Origin of the sequence: Accumulibacter sp., from assembly GCF_031732815.1 — a bacterium.
Taxonomy (GTDB): Bacteria; Pseudomonadota; Gammaproteobacteria; order Burkholderiales; family Rhodocyclaceae; genus Accumulibacter.
Window position 1 is genome coordinate 1 of sequence record NZ_JAVMKF010000246.1, and the last position, 18,156, is coordinate 18,156.

Genomic DNA, 18,156 nt, shown 5'->3' on the forward strand with positions numbered 1-18,156 from the left:
CTGCTGGCCAACCGGTTTCAATCCACGCCCCTCAGTGATGAAGGGCGAATCCCTTTCGGGCCATCCTCATCGACCCGGCGCCGGATGTTTCAATCCACGCCCCTCAGTGATGAAGGGCGAATCCTCATCCGCTGCCCGCTCCTCCGGCGTCATCAACGTTTCAATCCACGCCCCTCAGTGATGAAGGGCGAATCCTCCGCGGTCTCCTCGAACGCCCGGTGCATGGCGTTTCAATCCACGCCCCTCAGTGATGAAGGGCGAATCCGTACTGGGGGCGGCCTGAAGGGTATCGTAGGTCGGTTTCAATCCACGCCCCTCAGTGATGAAGGGCGAATCGATCCGTCGGCGAAGACGCGAACATCGAGGGACTGGTTTCAATCCACGCCCCTCAGTGATGAAGGGCGAATCGTTGCTTGGGTAGCCACCATAGCCCAAGCTACCGGGTTTCAATCCACGCCCCTCAGTGATGAAGGGCGAATCGGTGGAGGCATTCGTCCGGACAAAACGATTACTCTGTTTCAATCCACGCCCCTCAGTGATGAAGGGCGAATCCCATCTGCGCCAAACGCTGGAAAACAATGGGCAATTTGCCTCGGTTGCGCGAACCTTCGGTGGATGGGCAAGGTGTGAGTCTACAGCATGCCGTAGGGAAACGGGAAGACAAGTGAAAACAATCCCTTGCAGTGCGCGCGGAACTCCCCGTCGGGTGGCGGGAGCTTGGGGTTCGCGCAGGCTCATAGCACAAGAGGCGATTCGAAGTCGGCTGCACGAAAGCAGCCGTGTTCGCAAACCTCGTAGCCTTTCCGTTCGGCGATGCGATAAAGGCGCAGGTTGTCCTCGCTGGCTTTGATTTCGGCAAGCAGTCGGCGCTCCAGGGCTTCAAACTGGGCACGATCGAGCTGGCACTCGAAAACCGACTTCTGTACGCGCTGGCCGACACCTTCGCAGACGCGCGCCACTTTGCGCAGGCGGCGGCGTCCTTCGCGGGTTTCGGTGTTGACGTCGTAGCAGACGATGACCAGCATCAGCGCATCAGGTAGGGCAGGTAGTCGGCGGTGTCACCACGTAGAGTCCGGGCGAGGAGCCGGGCTTGCAGGTGCGGCAGCAGGCCGAACGGGATGGGTTCGGAGAGCAGAGGATGGGCAACGCTTTCCTGCTTGCGCTGTTGATAGGCGACCAGGACCGTCTTGCGCGCTTCGCCGGCAAGCAGGACGGCGCCGCCCTCGCGTTCATCGAAGTCGCCGGGGTTGAGTTGAGCGCGGTTGACCAGGGTGAGGGCAAGGCGATCAGCAGAGAAACGGAACTCCTCCATCAGGTCGAGCGCGAGTGCGGCGCGTCCAGGGCGGACGGCGTGGAGGAAGCCAATCTGTGGGTCGAGGCCTGCGGCCTCTATGGCTGATCGGCAGTCATTCATCAGCAGCGAGTAGAGGAAGGACAGAAGTGCGTTGATGCGGTCGCGCGGCGGTCGACGGCTGCGCCCATTCATCCTGAAGGCCTCGCGTGCAGAGTTCCGGACAAGGTGGGTGAGCGCCGCGAAATACTGCCTTGCTGCTTCGCCTTCCTGGCCGCGCAGGGTGTCGAAGTCGGCTGCCTGGGGGAGCGCGCGCAGGGCAGCGGCGAGATTGTCGGCGCCGCGCGCCAGCGGCTGGGCGTCGTCCGCGACTTTCGCTTCGCGCGCGCCGCGCAGGAGCACCTGGCGGCAGTTGCGCACTTTGCCGGCGATCATGTTGCGGGCAACGCGCAGCGCAAACGAGTCATCGCTCGCGAGTCGATGCTGTGCTTGCCGCAGCAGGACGTTGCCGGAAACCGCTCCCTCCAGGCGTGCCTTGAAACGGCCGTTTCCGTCGAGCAGGACCAGCGCTATTCCTTCGTCGGCCAGGCGGTGCATGAGTGGTAGCGAGACGGCGACATGCCCAAAGCAGACGACCGCTGCCAGGTGATGCAGCGGTACCCGCAAGCGCGTTTCGTGAGCGACTTCGACGCGGATCGTCTGGTTCTCCAGATGCACGTAGCTGTCGGGTGTGGTGAGGTAGAGTGTGTTGAGCAATTGCATGTCAGCACTCCGGGTCGAAGAGCGCGCCGAGTGCCGCCGCGTGTTCGTGTTGCGCTGCCAGCGCTTCTGGTTGGCAGAGATCGCGCAGGGAGCAGGCGCGACAGCGGTGGTCGCTGCGTATTGGCGGTGTGCTTCCACTCGCCAGCATCTGGCGAACGGCTTCGGTGGCGGCATGGACGCCAGCACGTAGTGCATCGGAAAAGACGACGCATCGTCGTCGGCGCGAGCTGGCATAGAACAAGGCGCCTTCCGGTACCGGGCGCTGGAACATCTCGGCCAGGCAGATCGCCTGTGCCGCCAGTTGGATATCGTCGCAAGCCGCGATGTCCGCATGCTTGTTGCGCGAGCCGTGCTTGTACTCGACGGGGTAGGGCGTGCCGTCCGGCAGAAACTCGACGATGTCCGCCTTGCCGACCAGGCCGAGACGGTCGCTGAACAGGGGAAGCGAACGCTCGACGCGCAGACCCTCGTGCAGATCGCTACCCGGCTCGTCTACGCGCTGGTGCAGGGCTTGCCCGCGTTGCGTGTAGAGGTTGTCGGCGAAGACCTGCTCAAGGTGAATCAGCGCGCACTGGCGCGGACAGTAGCACCAGTGCTGCAGAGCGGAAAGCGGGATTGGATCGCGGAGCTCGCTGGACATCGTTGGCTTTCGTCGGAGGTGTCGCTGCTGTCGCACGGCCGCCACCGCTCGTTGCGCGCGGTGGCGGCGGGCGATCAGATGCGCTGAATCAGGCTCACTCCCGGCGGCAGATCTTCAACGTTGACCGAAACCGTGTAATCCTCGAAGTGACGGGCGAAGTCGACTCCCTCCTTCCGGCGGATGGTGACGCGGTCGAAGAGCGCGTGCGCGTGCGCGTTGCCGAGCTCGGAGTCGTGCCGGAAGACGTAGAGACCGCGCGTTGTCATTTCGCCGCGCGCCGCCGAGCGGTCGTGCTCGAACATCTGCTCGAGCGCTTCCCAGAGCAGCGTCAGGTCGTCCTCGCCGAAGCCTGTTTGCCGGGCGAGAAAAGCCGAGACGAAGCCGTGTGCAACGTAGATCGCGTAAGGTACCGTGTGTTTGCGGCCCATCGTGCGGTTGTCACCCTTCTGCTTTTCCGCATCGGCCTTGGTGGCCACCGCCATGCGGGTGATCGAGTGTTCCTGTGCGATGATCGGGTCGACCGAGCGGGCGAACGTCAGTTGTACCGGGCCACGCACCTGTCCGCAGTTGATTCCGGTGGACAGCACGGCGCCAAAAGTGCGTACGTCGTAGAAGTTCTCGCACATCCACTTTCTCGCCCGATCGACCGTGTCGGGGCTTCCTTTGCGCTTCTTCTCGTCGCCGGTCAACTCGCTCTCGGCGCCGATCGCTCTGTAGGCCTTTTCGTGGGTCTCGTTGAGCACCGCCTTTTCCTTGACGTAGATGTCGTATGGCGGCGTTTCCGCTTTGCTCAGGCCGACGTAGTTGCGCACCTTGCGCTTGAGCGAGACGTCGGTGACCAGGCCGTGGCCGGACTCGACGTCGAGGCGCGGCAGGTTGCCGGCGTCGGGGTCGCCGTTCGGGTTGCCGTCGCGCACGTCGAAGACGAGGACGAAGTCGTAGCGGTTATGCAGGCTCATGCGGGTTCTCCTTCGCTGGTTTCATTCGATGGTTTGTTCTTGCTGAAAAATGCCTGGCGCTGATGGTAGTAGCCCAGCGCAAAGCGCCCCTGTTCGGGCAGGCTGAGGTGTTTCGGGAATTCGGCCACGCCGCCGAGAATTTCGCCGAGTAGTCGTTCGAATTGGACGGCGCGGCCGCGTTGCTCGATCTTTGCCAGATGATGGTTCTTCAGGCGCAGCAGCGTGGTGAACACGCTGACCGGCGTGCTCGACGCAGCGCCGTAGTAGCGTTCGCGGATGGTGGCGTTGAGTCCAGGGCTGGCTTCTTCCTGGATCTTTTCCAGTGTTGCAAACAGGCGTCCGAGGCGGTACGCCGGATTGTCGTTGTCGAGGTCGAGCACGGGCAGCAACTCCTTTGCTGGGAATGAAGAGCTAGTGAAACGCAACTGGCGGTTCAGGCACGCCTTGATCGCCGCTGCGCGGTGGTAGTTGACCCTCTGTTCGGCGCGGCTGCGCATGACGGCAGCGTTCAGCCAGCTTGCCGGGAAACGCTCTCCGGCGAAGATCGAGCGCATGATCTCGCCGCCGAGCCTGGGCGGAATGTTTTCGGCCTTGCCCAACACAGCGCAGGCGGTGAGCAGGCGGAAGAGGCTGGGGTATTCCGGGTCGTCGGCCGAACGCGCGATCGCGAGATCGTCGAACCACTGGCGAATCTGCCGGGCGATTTCGTGCAGCGGCGCGGCGTGCCAGAAACGCACTGAGAGGCGTGCCGCGTTCGGCGCCAGTCCGAGAACGTGAAAGCGGTTGTCGCCGCGACCGCCGTCGAACTGTCCGCTGCGCACCGCAGCGAGCAGGCTGCGGATCAGGCCGCTGCGTGCGTCGGGATCGTCCTGGCCGAAAATTGCCGCGAAAGCGTCTTCGGCTTCCCGGTCTTCCTGCTGCGCCCAGAATACCGTGGATGCATCGCCAAGCTGCAGGCGCTGGCGCGAGTTGCGATCGAGCAGATGATTGAGCGCCGTGGTATAGGCAAACGCCGCCGCCTGGCCGACCGGAGCGTTATTCCCCTGCTCCTTGTTGTACGAGGTGAATGCTTCGAGATTGAACGAGACAATGTTGGCGCCGGACGTCTGTGCTCCCCAGACGCCCTTGATCGCCGTATGCAGACGCGCGGCGGTCGCCGGCTGACCGGTGATCAGGCAGACGCGCTGGCCGGCCACGGCGGGCGTCGATTCGTCGGCCAGGCCGGCGATCACCGCCGAACGCTGGCAGACCAGTTCCGTTTGCGGGTGCAGGCGAAACGTGACGAGCGCATTGCCGGCGACGATTTCCGGCCAGCAGGGGTCGTTGGCCAGCGCGGCAGCGCCGTTGCCGGCATAGAAGGCACGGACTGCCTGCACGCCGGCGTCGGCCAGCGCAGCAGGCGGCAGTTCTTCGAGACGGCGACGGAATGCGGCGTGCTGCTCCAGCACGCGCTGCGCTTTGCCGCGCGCATCGACGCCCAGCGCGTATTCGGCAGTATCGCAGAGCAGATTGGCGGCGACGCCGGAAGCCCGTTTGACGCTCTGCGGCACCAGGTAACGGCGCGCCGTCTTCCGCTTGCCTTCGCTCTGGCGCGTGTCGGTGATTCCCAGCGGATGGCCGTCCGCGCTCAACTCGATGATGAACGGGATCTCCCTTTCCTCCAGTCCAAAGGCCGGCAGGCGGCGTGCGGGATCGGGGTCGAGCGCCTTGCGTTGGTAGTAGTCGTACAAGGATTGCAGAATCATTGGCTCACCTGTGCCTGCGTCAGATCGATCACGCCGTCGCGCATCGCGGCGCGAAAGAAGTGCGGCTGCGGGTCGGCGCCAAAGGTGATGTCGTGCAGCATCCAGCCGAGGTCGCGCGTTTCGTGCAGCGCCGGCCGTTCGGCCGCCGGGTCGGCGACCAGGCGAAAGCGGGCGGCAAACTCGCGGCAGCCGAGGTAGGGCTGGTTGATGCACTGACCCTTTTCGGCTCGCCGCTGGAAGATCTCACGATACTTCACCGGATTGCCCAGCGCGTCGCCGGCGACCGGCAGCAGATCGGCGTGCAGGCGATAGGCTACGTCGCGCAGAAAGAGTCCGGCGCGTTGCTGCCGCTCGTCCTCGACGTAGAGCGCGAGGTGACCGCGACCGTCCCTCATTGCCGTCTGGGCGTTGCGTACCGACGCCTTGGCTGCCACTTCGTTGCGCCGCACGCTGATCCAGCGGATCGGTTCAAGCACCTCGATCTTGTTCACCTGCCAGCGGATGGCCGGTTTCCAGAGGATCGCCTCGAAAACCGCGCGCGCCGCCGAAGGCGTGATCACGTCGTAAGACACCCGTTCGACTTTCATCTCCGGGCGGGTGAAACAGGCGAAATCGCCGGTGACTTCCAGGCAGAAACTGGTCATTGTCCTTTTCCTTTCAGAATCGCCAAGGTGGCAGTGCGGCAGTCATCGAATCGAGGATAGAGGGGTGCGACTAGCACACGAGGCCTCCCGGATCGCCCGGTGCGCCGCACAGGTTGGCGCCCAGCGTCGGGTCATAGAACAGATCGTTGTCCGGCGACTGCATATAAAGGCCAGCGCAGTCGCCGGGCAGAGCAAGTACGTCTCCGCTGGCGAGCAGCCGGTGCAAGTCGTGCTGGTAAATGGTGACGCCGTAGGTTTGCAGCTTGCGCAACAACCAGCGCTCGGGGCCATCGTGCAACAACTTGTGCAGGAGCGCGTCGACTTGCTGGTCGTCGGCGTCGCGGCGATAGCGCACGAAAACCGTGGCGCCTTCATCCGGGTCGATCAGGCGGAACTTCTCGGCGGCGGTGCGGAAATTGACCTCTGCGCCGGCTGCGACGCGCAGCAGGTCGCAGATGCCGTGCGCGTCGAGTTGCGCGTCGCCGTAAAGGCGGCGGAAGTAGTCGGCAAAGAGATCGACCGCGAGCGGATCAGCGTCGGCCGGCAGCGTTGACCAGACGAGTCGCGTCGCCTGCTCGGCCATGCGCAGCAGGCCGGGCGGTGCCGCTGTGGGCGGCACGAAGACATGCACCTCGCCGAGCTGCAGGCGGCCTTCGCGGTTGCAACGGCCAGCAGCTTGCGCGATCGAGTCGAGCCCGGCGAGCGCGCGGTAAACCACCGGGAAATCGAGGTCGACGCCGGCCTCCACCAGTTGCGTGCTGACGACGCGTACCGGTGGCGCCGGCTCACCTTCGGCCAGCGCGCGCCGCCGGTGCGCGAGCGCGTGTCGGATTGCGCCGATCGTGTCGCTGCGGTGGCGGGCGCACATCAGTCCGGAGAGATGCCAGAGTCCGTCGCGGCCACTGCATTGCGCAAGCTCGCCGTGGAGCTCGCGCGCGTCCTGCCGGCGACCGACAATGGTCAACACTGCTTCGTGCGCAGCGATTTCTCGCGCCAGCTCGGGCCACGTGCAGCGCTGCTGCAAGTTGGCCGGGCGCTGCACGCAAACGCGCGTCAGGGCGGCGTAGAGAGCAGGAACGTCGTCGATGATTTCGCGTACCTCGCCCGCGGCAAATCCCCGCAGGCTGCGCGCCAGGTCAAAACTCGCCGGCATTTCGAGCGTCGGCTGGGTGGCGGTGCACAGGAGCAGCGTGACGCCGTAGTCGAAGACCAGCAGGCGCAGCACGTCGACCACCGGTTGCAGGTAGTGCACCGGCAGCAACTGCGCTTCGTCGAGGATGACGACGCTACCCACCAGGTTGTGCAGCTTGCGGCAGCGTCCGGTGCGGTGGGCGAACAGGCTCTCGAGCAACTGCACGTTGGTGGTGACGATCAACGGTGCGTCCCAGTTTTCGCAGGCAAGGCGGGAACGATGCGTCTCCTGGCGCGGGTCTGGGTCAAGGCTGCTGTGGTGCTCGACGACGTTCTCGTCGCCGAAGATGTCACGAAAGACTTCCGCCGTCTGTTCGATGATGCTCGTATAGGGAATCGCAAAGACGATGCGGCGCTTGCCATGCACACTTGCGTGACGTAGCGCGAAAGCCAGGCTGGAAAGCGTCTTGCCGCCGCCGGTGGGTACGCTCAGGCGAAACACGCCGGGTGGGCAGTTGGCCCGTTCAAGGCAGGCGTGCAGCACGTATGTGCGCCGCTGATTGACCGTCGAAGCAGCTTCTCCCCGTTCGTTGACCGTTTGCGCCAAGCGCTCCAGGTGATCGAGCAGGCGAGCGTGCATTTCCTCGAGGCTCAGAAAGCCGCTGCGTCGCTGACCTTTTTCCGGCGCCATGAAGCACTCGGTGTCGAGGAAGTCTGCATCGACCAGGCAGGAAAAGAGCATCCGCAGCCATAGTGCGAAACGGCCGGGGATGTCGCGGTCGCGGTAGCGCAGCAAGTCGTCCAGGCTGGGCAGCGAGGCTGGCGGAGGATGCAGCAGTTCGGGTGGAGGCCCGGCGGCCAGCGTGTCAAGCAGTTCCTGCTGCGTTTCGCTGCGCGCGAAGCGGTTGTGCAGCGAGTGGTTGTCGCCCGACCAGTCGGCAAGTCCGCTATGGTGACCGGCGATCAGGTAGGCGAGGACGCGGGCAATCACGGGTCCGGCGCGCCGGTCGACTGCGGCCAGATGCGCTTGCGCCCACAAGGCGCCCGCCGCCGAGTGCGTCTTGTCGGCGCTGGCGACGCGGCCTTCGATGTGTGCGTCGGCATCGCCCGACTGCCGGATATAGCGCTGAAAACCGGCGCGGAATTTACCGAGATCGTGCCAGCGGCCGGCGAGCTCACCCCATGGCGCGGCGCCAAACGCGGCGGCAAAACCGGCGGCCAAGTGCGCTACGGCGTCCAGATGCGCGGGCAGCGAATGCGCGATTACGCGTCCATTCTCGCTGCGCACATGCGCGAGAAACTCGGCTTGCATGCTCAGTCGCCGGCGTAATGGTCGATCGCCGCCTGCAAGCGCTGCCTGACCTTGGCGCGCAGATCGGGGGGTGCGACGACCGTGCAGTCGGGGCCGTACTTGAGGACATCCATGATCAGCTCGGGATCGTCGCTGTACGGCAGCACCAGTTGATAGCGTCCGTCCGGCAGGAAGCGCCCGCGCTGCTGCGGGTGCCAGTCTTCGGCGGCGACCCAGCGTGCGCGATCGGCGCTGAAGAGCAGCGTCGCCCAGCGCACTGCGCTGCCGGCAAACACGCCGTAGCCAGCACCGAGCGCTGCGTCGAGCTGGGCTTCGTCGATCTCGTGCGCGAGGGTTTCGAGCACCCGTACCGACTCGATCGCGTCGACCGCAAAGCGGCGCAACTGCCTGCGCAAATGGCACCAGGCGTCGAGATACCAGTTGTCGCGGTAATGCGTCAGGCGTAGCGGTGAAACTTCGCGCTCGGTTTCTTCGCCGCTGCGTCTTGCGACATAGGTCAGGCGGATGCGCCGGCGTTCGAGCAGGGCGCTGGCAATCGTCTGGAAGTGCTGTGGCGCGTAGGTGCGGGCTGCCGCGCTCACGATGCGCACGCGCCGGGCAACCTCGATCGCGGAATCGTTCTGGCTTTCGAGGAGCGTGAGCAAGCGTTCGTGCAGCGGCGCAAGCTGTTCTCCGAGTACGCCGCTGCGGTCGACTGACGCGAGCAGGCGCTGCATGCTGAGCAAGGCGTAGATCTCGCCCGGGGTAAACCACAGGCCGGGCAGTTCCGAGCGCGCAGCAGCCGGGTTCAGGCAGTAGCCGTTGCGCTCGCGATCGAAGACGATCGGCAGGCCAACGCGATTGGTCAGATGCGACAGATCGCGGAAGATCGTGGCGCGCGAGACTTCCAGCGCCGAGCACAGATCGCTCAGGCGGACGACCGGCCGGGTTTGCAGCAGCCGCTGGATTCTTGCGAAGCGTTCGTTACGTTCCACCGTCTTCTGCCCGATTCAATCTGGCTTGGTCATTTACCGCGATTGTAGCGCGGAATGTGCTACCAGGTGATCAGGCTGATCACCAGGGTGACTATGGCCGTTGCGAAGATGAGTCGGTCGAGGTGGTCGGCAGTGGGCATGTTCGTCTCCAGTGAGTTGGTTCAGGAACACTCTACGCTGGGCGAGTCTCACCACGTGCGACTGGGCACGGCCGGAAGAAATATTTTTTCAGCCGGCGATCGGTTGTGGCAGCAATCTGGCTACGCCGGTGGGCCGGCGGGCGCGGCTGGCGACGGATTTGCGCGGGGATTGTTGCGCGCGTGCGTGCTGTCGGCCGCCGTCAGCCCGCCTGCGCCGCGCACCAGGCGGCCGTCTGGGGGGCGCGGCAAAAGGCTTGCAGGAAGGCAAAGGCCGCTTCAGCGTGCTCGCGCGCTGTCGGGCTCAGTTCGTCTCCGAGCACGAAACTGTCGCCGCGAACGCCAAGGACGTAGGTCGGCGGCAGCGCTGCCTGGCCGAGGCGGGCGAGAACGGCGAGCACGGTCTCCGGGTTCAGCGCGTGCGAGCTTGCAGCGAAACTCGGCGCGTCGCTTGCTTCGACGCGGCGAAAGGCGTACGGCGCCGCGGCTTGCTGGTCGGCGTCGATGAACAGCGCGAGTTCTCTGCCCGCGAGATCGAGGGCATTTTCGATCTGCCACTGGAAGTCGCCGATCAGTTCGTAGCGTTCGCTCAGCCCTTCTGCGAGCAGCCAGTCGTGCAGGCGTTCGAGGAGCTGGGGGCCGAGCGCGTCGTCGCCTCGGCTGGGGTTGCCGCAGGCGAGGATGACGATCGGGGCGGGCGCGCTCGCCACCCAGTTCGCTTCAGCCGACGTTTGCCGAAAGCTCGGGCGAGGGCGACTGCAGACGGTCGAGCAGCGTTCCGTCGGCGTCGAGCAGTTCGAGCTGCAGCGGCATCTTGCCCAGCGCGTGCGTCGCGCACGACAGGCAGGGGTCGAAGCAGCGGATGGCAACCTCGATCCGGTTGAGCAGTCCTTCGCTGAGCTGGCGGCCGTTCAGGTAACGCTGGGCAACGCGCCGGATCGCTTCGTTCATCGGCTGGTTGTTGTGCGTCGTCGACACGATCAGGTTGCACGTGCTGACCAGATCGTCGTCACCGACACGGTAGTGGTGGATCAGCGTGCCGCGCGGCGCTTCGATGACGCCCACGCCTTCGCGCCGGCGCGGGCCGCTGGTGACCAGGTCGCTGCCCGAGAGGTCGTCGTCGTGCAGCAGGTCCTTGATCGTCTCGGCCGCGTGCAGCATTTCGAGCATGCGCGCCCAGTGGTAGGCGAGCGGCGCGTGGATCAGTTTGCCGTTCCCGTGGTCGATGAACTCACGCCGCTCGGCTTCGGCGAGCGGCGTCGCCATCGTGTCGCAGTTCTGCACACGGGCGAGCGGGCCGACCTTGTACCAGCCGTCCTCGGTGCCGAATGCGGCGAGGAAGGGGAACTTCATGTAACTCCAGGGCTTGACTTCCTCGTGAATGAGTTCGGCATAGTTGTTCACGGGCACGCCGTCGACCAGGAGTTTGCCGTCGGCATCGCGCGCGCGCAGGCGGCCGTCGTAGAAATCGAGCGTGCCGCGTGGGCCGACGAGCGACAGCAGGTTGGAGCGGAAGCTGCCGAATTCGTCGTAGAGTTCGGGTTCGGATTCATGCAGGCGCTTGACGAGCTGCACGGCCTGACGGCTCCAGGCGATGATCGTGTAGATTTCGGCGAGCAGTTCGTCGCGTTCGGCGCGTGTCAGTGCGCGGTTGACGCCGCCGGGGATCGCGCCGGTACCATGTACCCGCTTGCCGGCGGTCAGCCGGATGATCTCCTGGCCGAACTTGCGCAGCAGCACGCCCTGGCGAGCGACTTCCGGGTATGCGGCCGCGATGCCGACGATGTTGCGCTTGCCGGCGTCGCTCTCGAAGCCGAAGAGCAGGTCGGGCGCCGAGAGGTGAAAGAAGTGCAGCGCGTGCGATTGCAGGATCTGGCCGTAGTGCATCAGCCGGCGCAGCTTCTCGGCGCTCGGCGTCAGCCGGTCGACGCCGACCACCCGGTCGAGCGCCTTGGCCGCGGCCAGGTGGTGCGACACTGGGCAGATGCCGCACAGCCGCTGCACCATCACCGGAACTTCCCAGTACGGGCGTCCCTGGATGAATTTTTCGAAGCCGCGGAATTCGACGATGTGCAGGCGCACCTGTTGCACTTGGTCGTTGTCGTCCAGCAGCAGCGTTACCTTGCCGTGTCCTTCGACCCGCGACACCGGGTCGATCGCGACGCGGCGCAGTGTGCCCGGGTTGGCGGCGGTTTCGAGGGCGAAGCCTGTGTTTTCCATGGCCATGCTCGCTTTCAACTCTTGCCGGATCAATCAAAATGCAGCAGCGGGTGCCCCAGGCGCGGCGTGCGGCCGGCCAGCAGGTCGCTCAGGAACTTCCAGATCGCCTCGCCGGAAGGCGGGCAACCCGGGATGAAGTAGTCGACGCGGACGATCTCGTGGATCGGGTGGACCTTGTCGAGCGGCAGCGGCAGTTCCGGATCGTTCGGGATCTGGCGGCCGACGATGCCGGGCCCGGTCAGGTAGACCTCCTGCAGGCACTGGCCGAGGTCGAGGTGGTTGCGCTGCGCCGGCAGCCCGCCGTTCACCGAGCACGCGCCGAGGGCGATCAGCACCTTGCAGTTGTGCCGGAACTCGCGCAGAACGTGCACGTTTTCCGCGTTGCAGATGCCGCCTTCGATCAGGCCGATGTCGCACGGTCCGCAGTGTTTGATGTCGGTGAGCGGCGAACGGTCGAACTCGACGTGTTCGAGCAGTTCGAACAGGCGCTCGTCGATATCGAGAAAGGACATGTGGCAACCGAAGCAGCCGGCGAGCGAAGTCGTCGCGACGCGCAGCTTGCGGCTCTCGACAGCAGCGTTCATCTCACACCTCCTCGGTCGTCGTGCGCCGGGCGAGGCGCTCGACCTGCATGCCGATCGGTTGAACATCGTAGCGCCGGCTGCCGATCGGCACGGCGAAGCCGCGCCGCTTGCGCAGGATGACGCCGACCGGGCAGACATGCGCTGCCTTGTCGGCGAGCGAAAAGTCGGTGTCCGCCAGGCGCCCCGACTCGGAATTGACGATCAGGTGCTTGCCGATGCCACGCCCGGAGAGGGCAAAGACGTTCTTGCCGTCGACGTCGCGACTGGCGCGCACGCACAACTCGCAGAGAATGCAGCGGTTGAAGTCGAGCAGAACCTCGGGGTGCGAGGCATCGACCGCCCGATCGGGATAGAACTGCGGAAAGTGCGGGGTCAGCATTTCCAGTTCGTAGGCCAGCGCCTGCAGCATGCAGCGGCCGCTCTTCTCGCACGAGGGGCAGAAGTGATTGCCTTCGACGAAAAGCATCTGCAGCATCGTCCGTCGCTTGTCGTTCAGGTCGGGGGAATTGTTTTCGACCTCCATTCCGTCGCGTGCCGGCATCGTGCACGCCGAGACGTAGCGCCCGTTGGCTTTCACCGTGCACAGCTTGCAGCTTCCCTGCGGCTTGAACTCGGGGTGATGGCACAGGTGCGGAATGAAAATGTCGGCGGCCATCGCGGCCTGCATGATCGTCTGCCCGTCGGTGAAGGAAACGGGCAGCCCGTCGAGCAGGATGTGCTGCGTGCTCATGCTTCGACTCCCGGCAAGCCGGCCGCCAGACCAAAGTGGGCGGCCGGGTCATCGCGCCCGGTCATCTGGCGGGCGGAGGCCAGCGCCTGATCGAGGTCGAACGCCGGTTTGAAGGCCAGCGAGCGCAGGCGTCGCTCATAGGCCGGGCGGAACTTGTTCAGCGTGTCGAAGAGCGGGTTGCACGCCGACTGGCCGAGCCCGCAATGACTGGCGGCGTGCAGCAGCCGGTGGATCTTGAAGATTTCGTTGATGTCGTGCTGCGAACCCTGGCCGCTCGCGATCTTGTCCATGCAGTTGGCGACGAGCGAGGTGCCAACGCGGCAGGGCGTGCAGAAACCGCAACTCTCGTGCGCGAAGAAATGGGCAAAATTGCGCGCCACCTCGAACATGTCGCGGTGTTCGCCGAAGACCATGAAAGCGCCGGCGGTCGGTACGTCCTCGAAGGCAATCCGGCGCGAGAATTCGTGCATCGCCAGGCAGGTTCCGGATGGGCCGCTGACTTGCACTGCCTGCGCATTGCCGGCGCCGCAATCGTTGAGCACCTGCGCCACCGAAACGCCGAACGGGTATTCGTAGATTCCCGGCGTTTCGACATCGCCGGAGATCGACAGCAGCTTCGTTCCGGTAGACTGCTTGGTCCCCAGGCCGGCGAACCAGGCGCCGCCATTGACCGCGATCAGCGCCGCCTTGCACAGCGTTTCGACGTTGTTCACTACCGTCGGCTGGCCGAGATAGCCTTCGGTGGCCGGGAAGGGCGGCCGTATGCGCGGCACGCCGCGCTTGCCTTCGAGCGATTCGAGCAGGGCGGTTTCTTCGCCGCAGACATAGGCGCCGGCGCCGAGGTGGATCTCGATGTCGAAGTTGAAGTCGTCCTCGCCGAGCACCCGTGTGCCGAGCAGTCCATCGCGTCGGCGGCGGGCGAGGTTTTCGTTCAGCGCCGGCAGGAGGTAGGCGTACTCGCCGCGTAGATAGACCAGCCCCAACGTGGCGCCGATCGTAAACCCGGCGATGCTGATTCCGTCGAACAGCAGGTCGGCGTAGCTGCTCAGCAGGACGCGGTCCTTGAACGTACCGGGTTCGCCTTCGTCAGCATTGCAGACGACGTAGCGTGCCGGCGTCTCACCGGCGCATGGCGCCCGGCGCGCCGATTCCCACTTGATGTGCGTGGTGAACCCGGCGCCGCCACGACCGCGCAAATTGGACAGCTTCATCTCGGCCAGCATCGCCTCGCGGCCGCGCGCGACAGCCGCCTTGAGTGCTTCGCCGTTCGGCCACTGGCGGCCGAGCAACTCGTCGTAGCGCCGGATGTTGTCCTCGATCAGAAAGTACTCGCGCGGCCAGTCGCTCAACGGCGCCTGCTTGCGGATCAGTTCGCTGATCCGGTCGATGCGCTCGACCGACATGCGGGTGAGCGGGCGGCCGTTGACCAGCAGCGCCGGTCCCTGGTCGCACATGCCGGTGCACGATGTCGTATCGACGCTGACCAGGCGGTCCTCGGAGACCTTGCCGCGTTCGACCCACAGCTTGTTGCACAGCCGATCAATCAGTTCGCCGCTGCCCAGCATGCGGTCGGTGATGTTGTCCGAGAAGAGGACGCGGTAACGGCCGACCGGCGTCAGGTGGAAGAAAGAGTAAAAGCCGGCGACTCCCTCGACGCGTGCGCGCGGCAGGCAAAGTGCGCGGGCAACTGCGCTCAGCGCTGCCGCCGGAAGATGGCCGAGGGCCTCCTGCACTTCGCGCAGAATCTGGACCAGGTACCTGGCTTCGTAGCGATAGCGCTCGAAAATGGGCGGCAGCCGGCTGTCGAGCTGCCCGGCCTCAGCGTAGTCCTGACTCACGCGAACCTCCTGCGAGTGATGGTCGGCAAAAAATGTCCAAATTCAGATTGCCGAATTCAGCATAGCAGGTCTGCCGTCGGCGCGAACTGATGCACGTCAACCACAGGCAGAAACGCGTGCGAGTCGCCCCCGGCGCGCTTCGCCCGGCGCTCGGTCGGCCGGGGGAAAAATCATGGCGCACTGCAGCAAATTTTCCGCTATGCTTCAATAGCCGGGGAGCGGGGCGCGCGGCAGGCGCGGTGTTTACCGGCATTGACGACGGCTGGCTCGGGCCGCGTAGAGTGAAGCAGGCGGGTCCTGCGCAGGCGAACGCGGGGTGTTTGGCGGGCCGTCATGGACAGCATTTTTCGGAGCACGACCATGCATTTTGAGACGTCCCTCGAATTCCTCGAAAGCCACACCTACGACGAGCTCAACCTCGGCGATACGTCGGCGCTGGTGCGCACACTGCGTCCTGAGGACGTCAAGCTGTTCGCCCTGATGTCGGGCGACATGAATCCCGCCCTGGCGAATACCGAATTCAGGCACAGCGGCCTGTTCCGCGACTTCATTGCGCATGGCATGTGGATCGCCTCCTTGCTGTCGACCATCCTCAGCACGCAGTTTCCTGGTCCGGGAACCGCGTTGATGGAGACCTCGCTGCAGTTTGCCCGGCCGGTGACGATCGGCGACACGATCACCTTCACGGTGACGGTACGCCAGAAATTTGCCCATAACCACCACATCATTCTCGATTGCGTGGGGGCGAACCAGGACGGACTGGTCGTCGTCTCGGGCAGCGTCGAGGTGATGGCGCCGACCGAAAAAGTTCGCACCAAGCGCGCCGCGCTGCCGGAAATCACCATCTCCGACAAGTACGCGCGCCTGCAGGTGCTCGTGCAGCGCGCCGAAGGCCTGGCACCGATCGACATGGCCGTCGTCCACCCTTGCGACCGCGAATCGCTGCGCGGTGCGCTGCTCGCCGCCGACGCCAAGCTGATCGACCCCATCCTGATCGGTCCCGAACAGAAGATTCGCGCCGTTGCCGAAGAGCACGGGCTGGACCTCGGGCCGCACCGCATCGTCGATGTCCGGCACAGTCACGACGCAGCGGCGATGGCCGTGACGCTGGTCCGCAGCGGCGACGCCGAAGCGCTGATGAAAGGCAGCCTGCACACCGACGAACTGATGGCCGAGGTCATTTCGCGCAGCGCCGGTCTGCGTACCGACCGCCGGATCAGCCATGTGTTCCTGATGGACGTGCCGACCTATCCGCGGCCGATCATGATCACCGACGCGGCGGTCAACATCATGCCCAGCCTGCTTGAAAAGGTCGACATCATCCAGAACGCCATCGAACTGGCGCACGTCATCGGCGTTCCGGAACCCAAGGTTGCCATCCTCTCGGCGGTCGAGACGGTCAATCCCAAGATCCAGTCCACGCTCGACGCGGCGGCGCTGTGCAAGATGGCCGACCGCGGCCAGATCAAGGGCGGCCTGCTCGATGGGCCGCTGGCCTTCGACAACGCGGTTTCGCTGGTCGCCGCGAAGACCAAGGGAATCACCTCGGCGGTGGCCGGACGGGCCGACATCCTGGTCGTCCCCGACCTCGAGTCGGGCAACATGATCGCCAAGCAGCTCGAATACCTGGCCAACGCACTGACCGCCGGCATCGTCCTCGGGGCGAGCGTGCCGATCGTCCTGACCAGCCGCGCCGACACCGCGGAAACGCGCATCGCCTCGTGCGTGATCGCTGCCTTGATGGCGCACGCCGCGCGCGCGCGCCTGAAAGCGGCCTGAGACGGCGGCCGCCGCCGGCGGCTTCAGGTGCTTGCTGCGCGCATCGCGCGGCGCAGCAGGGCGCCGAGGAGAATCGCCGCGAGCACCAGGCTGAGCAGCGAGGCAAGCCAGAAGCCGGCCACGCCGAGCGGCTGCGCGGCGTGAAAAGCCAGCCACCAGCCGCCGAGCAGACCGACGCCCCAGAAGCAGACCAGGTGCACGAACATCGGCACGAAGGTGATCTTGTAGCCGCGCAGCGCGTGCGCCGCGATCGTCTGCACGGCGTCGAAAACCTGATAGACCGCGACATAGCCGAGCAGGCCGACGGCCACCGCGGACACCGCCGGGTCGTCGGTCCACACGCTGGTCACCGCCTCGGCGACCAGCCAGAGGAGCACGCCGAGCCCGGCCGAAAGACCGCCGGCCCAGAGAAAGCCCGCCTTGATCGAGGCGTGCGCGCGCGCCCAATCGCGTCCTCCGGCCGCCTGAGCGACCTGCGCCAAGGTCGCGATCGCCAGCGCCAGCGGCAGCATGTAGCAGAGCGCCGCGAGGTTGGCGACGATGCGGTGACCGGCGACGACGGTCGCGCCGAGCTGCGCGACGAACAAGGCCATCAGCGTAAACGACGAGATCTCGACGAAGTTCGAGAAACCCATCGGCAGGCCGAGACGCAAGAGCTCGACCAGTGCCCGCAGACGCGGCAACTGCCAGCCGGCGAAAACGCGCAAGGGCCGCAGGCGTGCGCTGCCGCGTAGCGTGAGGCTGGCCGCGAAGAGCGAGAACCAGGCGACGGCGACGTTCGACCAACCGCAACCGAGCACGCCGAGCGGCGCGCCGCCGGCGCTCCCGGTGACCAGCAGCCAGGCGAGCAGCGCGTGCAGCAGCGTCGCCGCCAGACTGATGACGAGCAGCGGACGGGGATGGCCAAGCGCGTTGCAGAAGGCGTGAAACGTCCGGTAAAGCAAGACCGCGGGCAGACCGCCGGCGAGCAGCGCCAGGTAAGCGCGCGCCTTCTGCTCGACCGGCGGATCGATACGCGAAAGCCCGAGCAGCAGGTCGGGGTAGAGCAGCAGACCGACTCCCGGCACGGCAAGAAACACCGCCAGCCAGAAGCCCTGCTGCAGCGCAGGCGCAATTTCCGCCGTGCGACCGGCGCCGTGCAGATGCGCGACGGTGGGCGCCACCGCCTGCAGGATGCCGACGAAAGCAAAGACGACCGAAATGTAGACGCCGCCGCCGACCGCCACCGCCGCCAGGTCGTCGGTCCCGTAGTGACCGAGCAGCGCCGTGTCGATCACCATCATTCCCATCGACGCCAGTTGGGCGATCAGAATCGGTGCCGCGTGTGCGACGATCAGGCGGGATTGTTGGGCGAGCATGGCCGGAGGAAAACGTGGAAGCGCGCGCAGCGTAACCGATTTCGCTCGCCGG

15 protein-coding genes and 1 CRISPR repeat array are annotated in these 18,156 nt (G+C 65.5%); of the genes, 1 reads left to right on the forward strand and 14 read right to left on the reverse strand.

Features of this window, described 5'->3' with window-relative positions; all coding sequences use genetic code 11:
- Window positions 1-14 precede the first annotated feature (14 nt).
- Window positions 15-552: a CRISPR direct-repeat array (repeat unit 37 nt; unit sequence GTTTCAATCCACGCCCCTCAGTGATGAAGGGCGAATC).
- A 182-nt stretch (window positions 553-734) separates the two neighbouring features.
- From cas2 to RKP46_RS14905, 13 genes are all read right to left on the reverse strand, one after another.
- Window positions 735-1,025 (reverse strand): CRISPR-associated endonuclease Cas2, encoded by a 291-nt coding sequence (gene cas2 / locus RKP46_RS14845; protein WP_300328695.1) that lies wholly within the window; start codon window positions 1,023-1,025, stop codon window positions 735-737.
- Window positions 1,025-2,053 (reverse strand): type I-C CRISPR-associated endonuclease Cas1c, encoded by a 1,029-nt coding sequence (gene cas1c / locus RKP46_RS14850; RefSeq protein WP_311097221.1) that lies wholly within the window; start codon window positions 2,051-2,053, stop codon window positions 1,025-1,027. The genes cas2 and cas1c overlap by 1 nt, the downstream gene beginning before the upstream one ends.
- 1 nt (window position 2,054) lies before the next feature.
- On the reverse strand, window positions 2,055-2,693 hold the full coding sequence (gene cas4 / locus RKP46_RS14855) for a CRISPR-associated protein Cas4 (RefSeq protein WP_300328701.1): 639 nt from the start codon (window positions 2,691-2,693) through the stop codon (window positions 2,055-2,057).
- Between the two features lie 74 nt (window positions 2,694-2,767).
- On the reverse strand, window positions 2,768-3,652 hold the full coding sequence (gene cas7c, locus RKP46_RS14860) for a type I-C CRISPR-associated protein Cas7/Csd2 (protein ID WP_311097223.1): 885 nt from the start codon (window positions 3,650-3,652) through the stop codon (window positions 2,768-2,770).
- Window positions 3,649-5,397 (reverse strand): type I-C CRISPR-associated protein Cas8c/Csd1, encoded by a 1,749-nt coding sequence (cas8c, locus tag RKP46_RS14865; RefSeq protein ID WP_311097224.1) that lies wholly within the window; start codon window positions 5,395-5,397, stop codon window positions 3,649-3,651. The genes cas7c and cas8c overlap by 4 nt, the downstream gene beginning before the upstream one ends.
- Window positions 5,394-6,041, reverse strand: coding sequence for a type I-C CRISPR-associated protein Cas5c (cas5c, locus tag RKP46_RS14870; protein WP_311107356.1), 648 nt, complete (start codon window positions 6,039-6,041; stop codon window positions 5,394-5,396). The genes cas8c and cas5c overlap by 4 nt, the downstream gene beginning before the upstream one ends.
- 70 nt (window positions 6,042-6,111) lie before the next feature.
- On the reverse strand, window positions 6,112-8,484 hold the full coding sequence (locus RKP46_RS14875; protein ID WP_311107357.1) for a CRISPR-associated endonuclease Cas3'': 2,373 nt from the start codon (window positions 8,482-8,484) through the stop codon (window positions 6,112-6,114).
- A 2-nt stretch (window positions 8,485-8,486) separates the two neighbouring features.
- On the reverse strand, window positions 8,487-9,458 hold the full coding sequence (locus RKP46_RS14880; protein ID WP_300328715.1) for a YafY family protein: 972 nt from the start codon (window positions 9,456-9,458) through the stop codon (window positions 8,487-8,489).
- 340 nt (window positions 9,459-9,798) lie between these two features.
- The gene (locus RKP46_RS14885; protein ID WP_311107358.1) at window positions 9,799-10,305 is read right to left on the reverse strand and encodes a hydrogenase maturation protease; all 507 of its coding nucleotides are present in this window, start codon (window positions 10,303-10,305) and stop codon (window positions 9,799-9,801) included.
- 10 nt (window positions 10,306-10,315) lie between these two features.
- A complete protein-coding gene (locus tag RKP46_RS14890) occupies window positions 10,316-11,821 on the reverse strand; it encodes a Ni/Fe hydrogenase subunit alpha (RefSeq protein ID WP_300328720.1) in 1,506 nt (501 codons plus the stop codon).
- A gap of 23 nt (window positions 11,822-11,844) precedes the next feature.
- The gene (locus tag RKP46_RS14895) at window positions 11,845-12,399 is read right to left on the reverse strand and encodes an NADP oxidoreductase (protein ID WP_300328723.1); all 555 of its coding nucleotides are present in this window, start codon (window positions 12,397-12,399) and stop codon (window positions 11,845-11,847) included.
- Window position 12,400: 1 nt separating this feature from the next.
- On the reverse strand, window positions 12,401-13,129 hold the full coding sequence (locus tag RKP46_RS14900) for a 2Fe-2S iron-sulfur cluster-binding protein (protein WP_311107359.1): 729 nt from the start codon (window positions 13,127-13,129) through the stop codon (window positions 12,401-12,403).
- Window positions 13,126-14,967 (reverse strand): NAD(P)H-dependent oxidoreductase subunit E, encoded by a 1,842-nt coding sequence (locus RKP46_RS14905; protein WP_311107360.1) that lies wholly within the window; start codon window positions 14,965-14,967, stop codon window positions 13,126-13,128. The genes RKP46_RS14900 and RKP46_RS14905 overlap by 4 nt, the downstream gene beginning before the upstream one ends.
- Before the next feature lie 360 nt (window positions 14,968-15,327).
- On the opposite strand from RKP46_RS14905, the gene RKP46_RS14910 reads away from it, so the two are divergent.
- Window positions 15,328-16,746, forward strand: a complete 1,419-nt coding sequence (locus tag RKP46_RS14910) for a bifunctional enoyl-CoA hydratase/phosphate acetyltransferase (protein ID WP_311107361.1) — start codon at window positions 15,328-15,330, stop codon at window positions 16,744-16,746.
- Window positions 16,747-16,769: 23 nt separating this feature from the next.
- Here the strand turns inward: RKP46_RS14910 and RKP46_RS14915 are convergent, their stop codons facing one another.
- Complete coding sequence (locus tag RKP46_RS14915; protein ID WP_409194155.1) at window positions 16,770-18,104, reverse strand: MATE family efflux transporter; 1,335 nt, start codon at window positions 18,102-18,104, stop codon at window positions 16,770-16,772.
- Between the last annotated feature and the right edge of the window lie 52 nt (window positions 18,105-18,156).

Excerpts from the sequence above, each read along its gene's own strand:
- cas4 (WP_300328701.1), bottom strand. The coding sequence starts at position 2,693 with ATGTCCAGCGAGCTCCGCGATCCAATCCCGCTTTCCGCTCTGCAGCAC.
- RKP46_RS14900 (WP_311107359.1), bottom strand. The coding sequence starts at position 13,129 with ATGAGCACGCAGCACATCCTGCTCGACGGGCTGCCCGTTTCCTTCACC.
- cas8c (WP_311097224.1), bottom strand. The coding sequence starts at position 5,397 with ATGATTCTGCAATCCTTGTACGACTACTACCAACGCAAGGCGCTCGAC.
- RKP46_RS14895 (WP_300328723.1), bottom strand. The coding sequence starts at position 12,399 with ATGAACGCTGCTGTCGAGAGCCGCAAGCTGCGCGTCGCGACGACTTCG.
- cas5c (WP_311107356.1), bottom strand. The coding sequence starts at position 6,041 with ATGACCAGTTTCTGCCTGGAAGTCACCGGCGATTTCGCCTGTTTCACC.
- cas1c (WP_311097221.1), bottom strand. The coding sequence starts at position 2,053 with ATGCAATTGCTCAACACACTCTACCTCACCACACCCGACAGCTACGTG.
- cas2 (WP_300328695.1), bottom strand. The coding sequence starts at position 1,025 with ATGCTGGTCATCGTCTGCTACGACGTCAACACCGAAACCCGCGAAGGA.
- RKP46_RS14890 (WP_300328720.1), bottom strand. The coding sequence starts at position 11,821 with ATGGCCATGGAAAACACAGGCTTCGCCCTCGAAACCGCCGCCAACCCG.
- RKP46_RS14875 (WP_311107357.1), bottom strand. The coding sequence starts at position 8,484 with ATGCAAGCCGAGTTTCTCGCGCATGTGCGCAGCGAGAATGGACGCGTA.
- RKP46_RS14915 (WP_409194155.1), bottom strand. The coding sequence starts at position 18,104 with ATGCTCGCCCAACAATCCCGCCTGATCGTCGCACACGCGGCACCGATT.
- RKP46_RS14910 (WP_311107361.1), top strand. The coding sequence starts at position 15,328 with ATGCATTTTGAGACGTCCCTCGAATTCCTCGAAAGCCACACCTACGAC.
- cas7c (WP_311097223.1), bottom strand. The coding sequence starts at position 3,652 with ATGAGCCTGCATAACCGCTACGACTTCGTCCTCGTCTTCGACGTGCGC.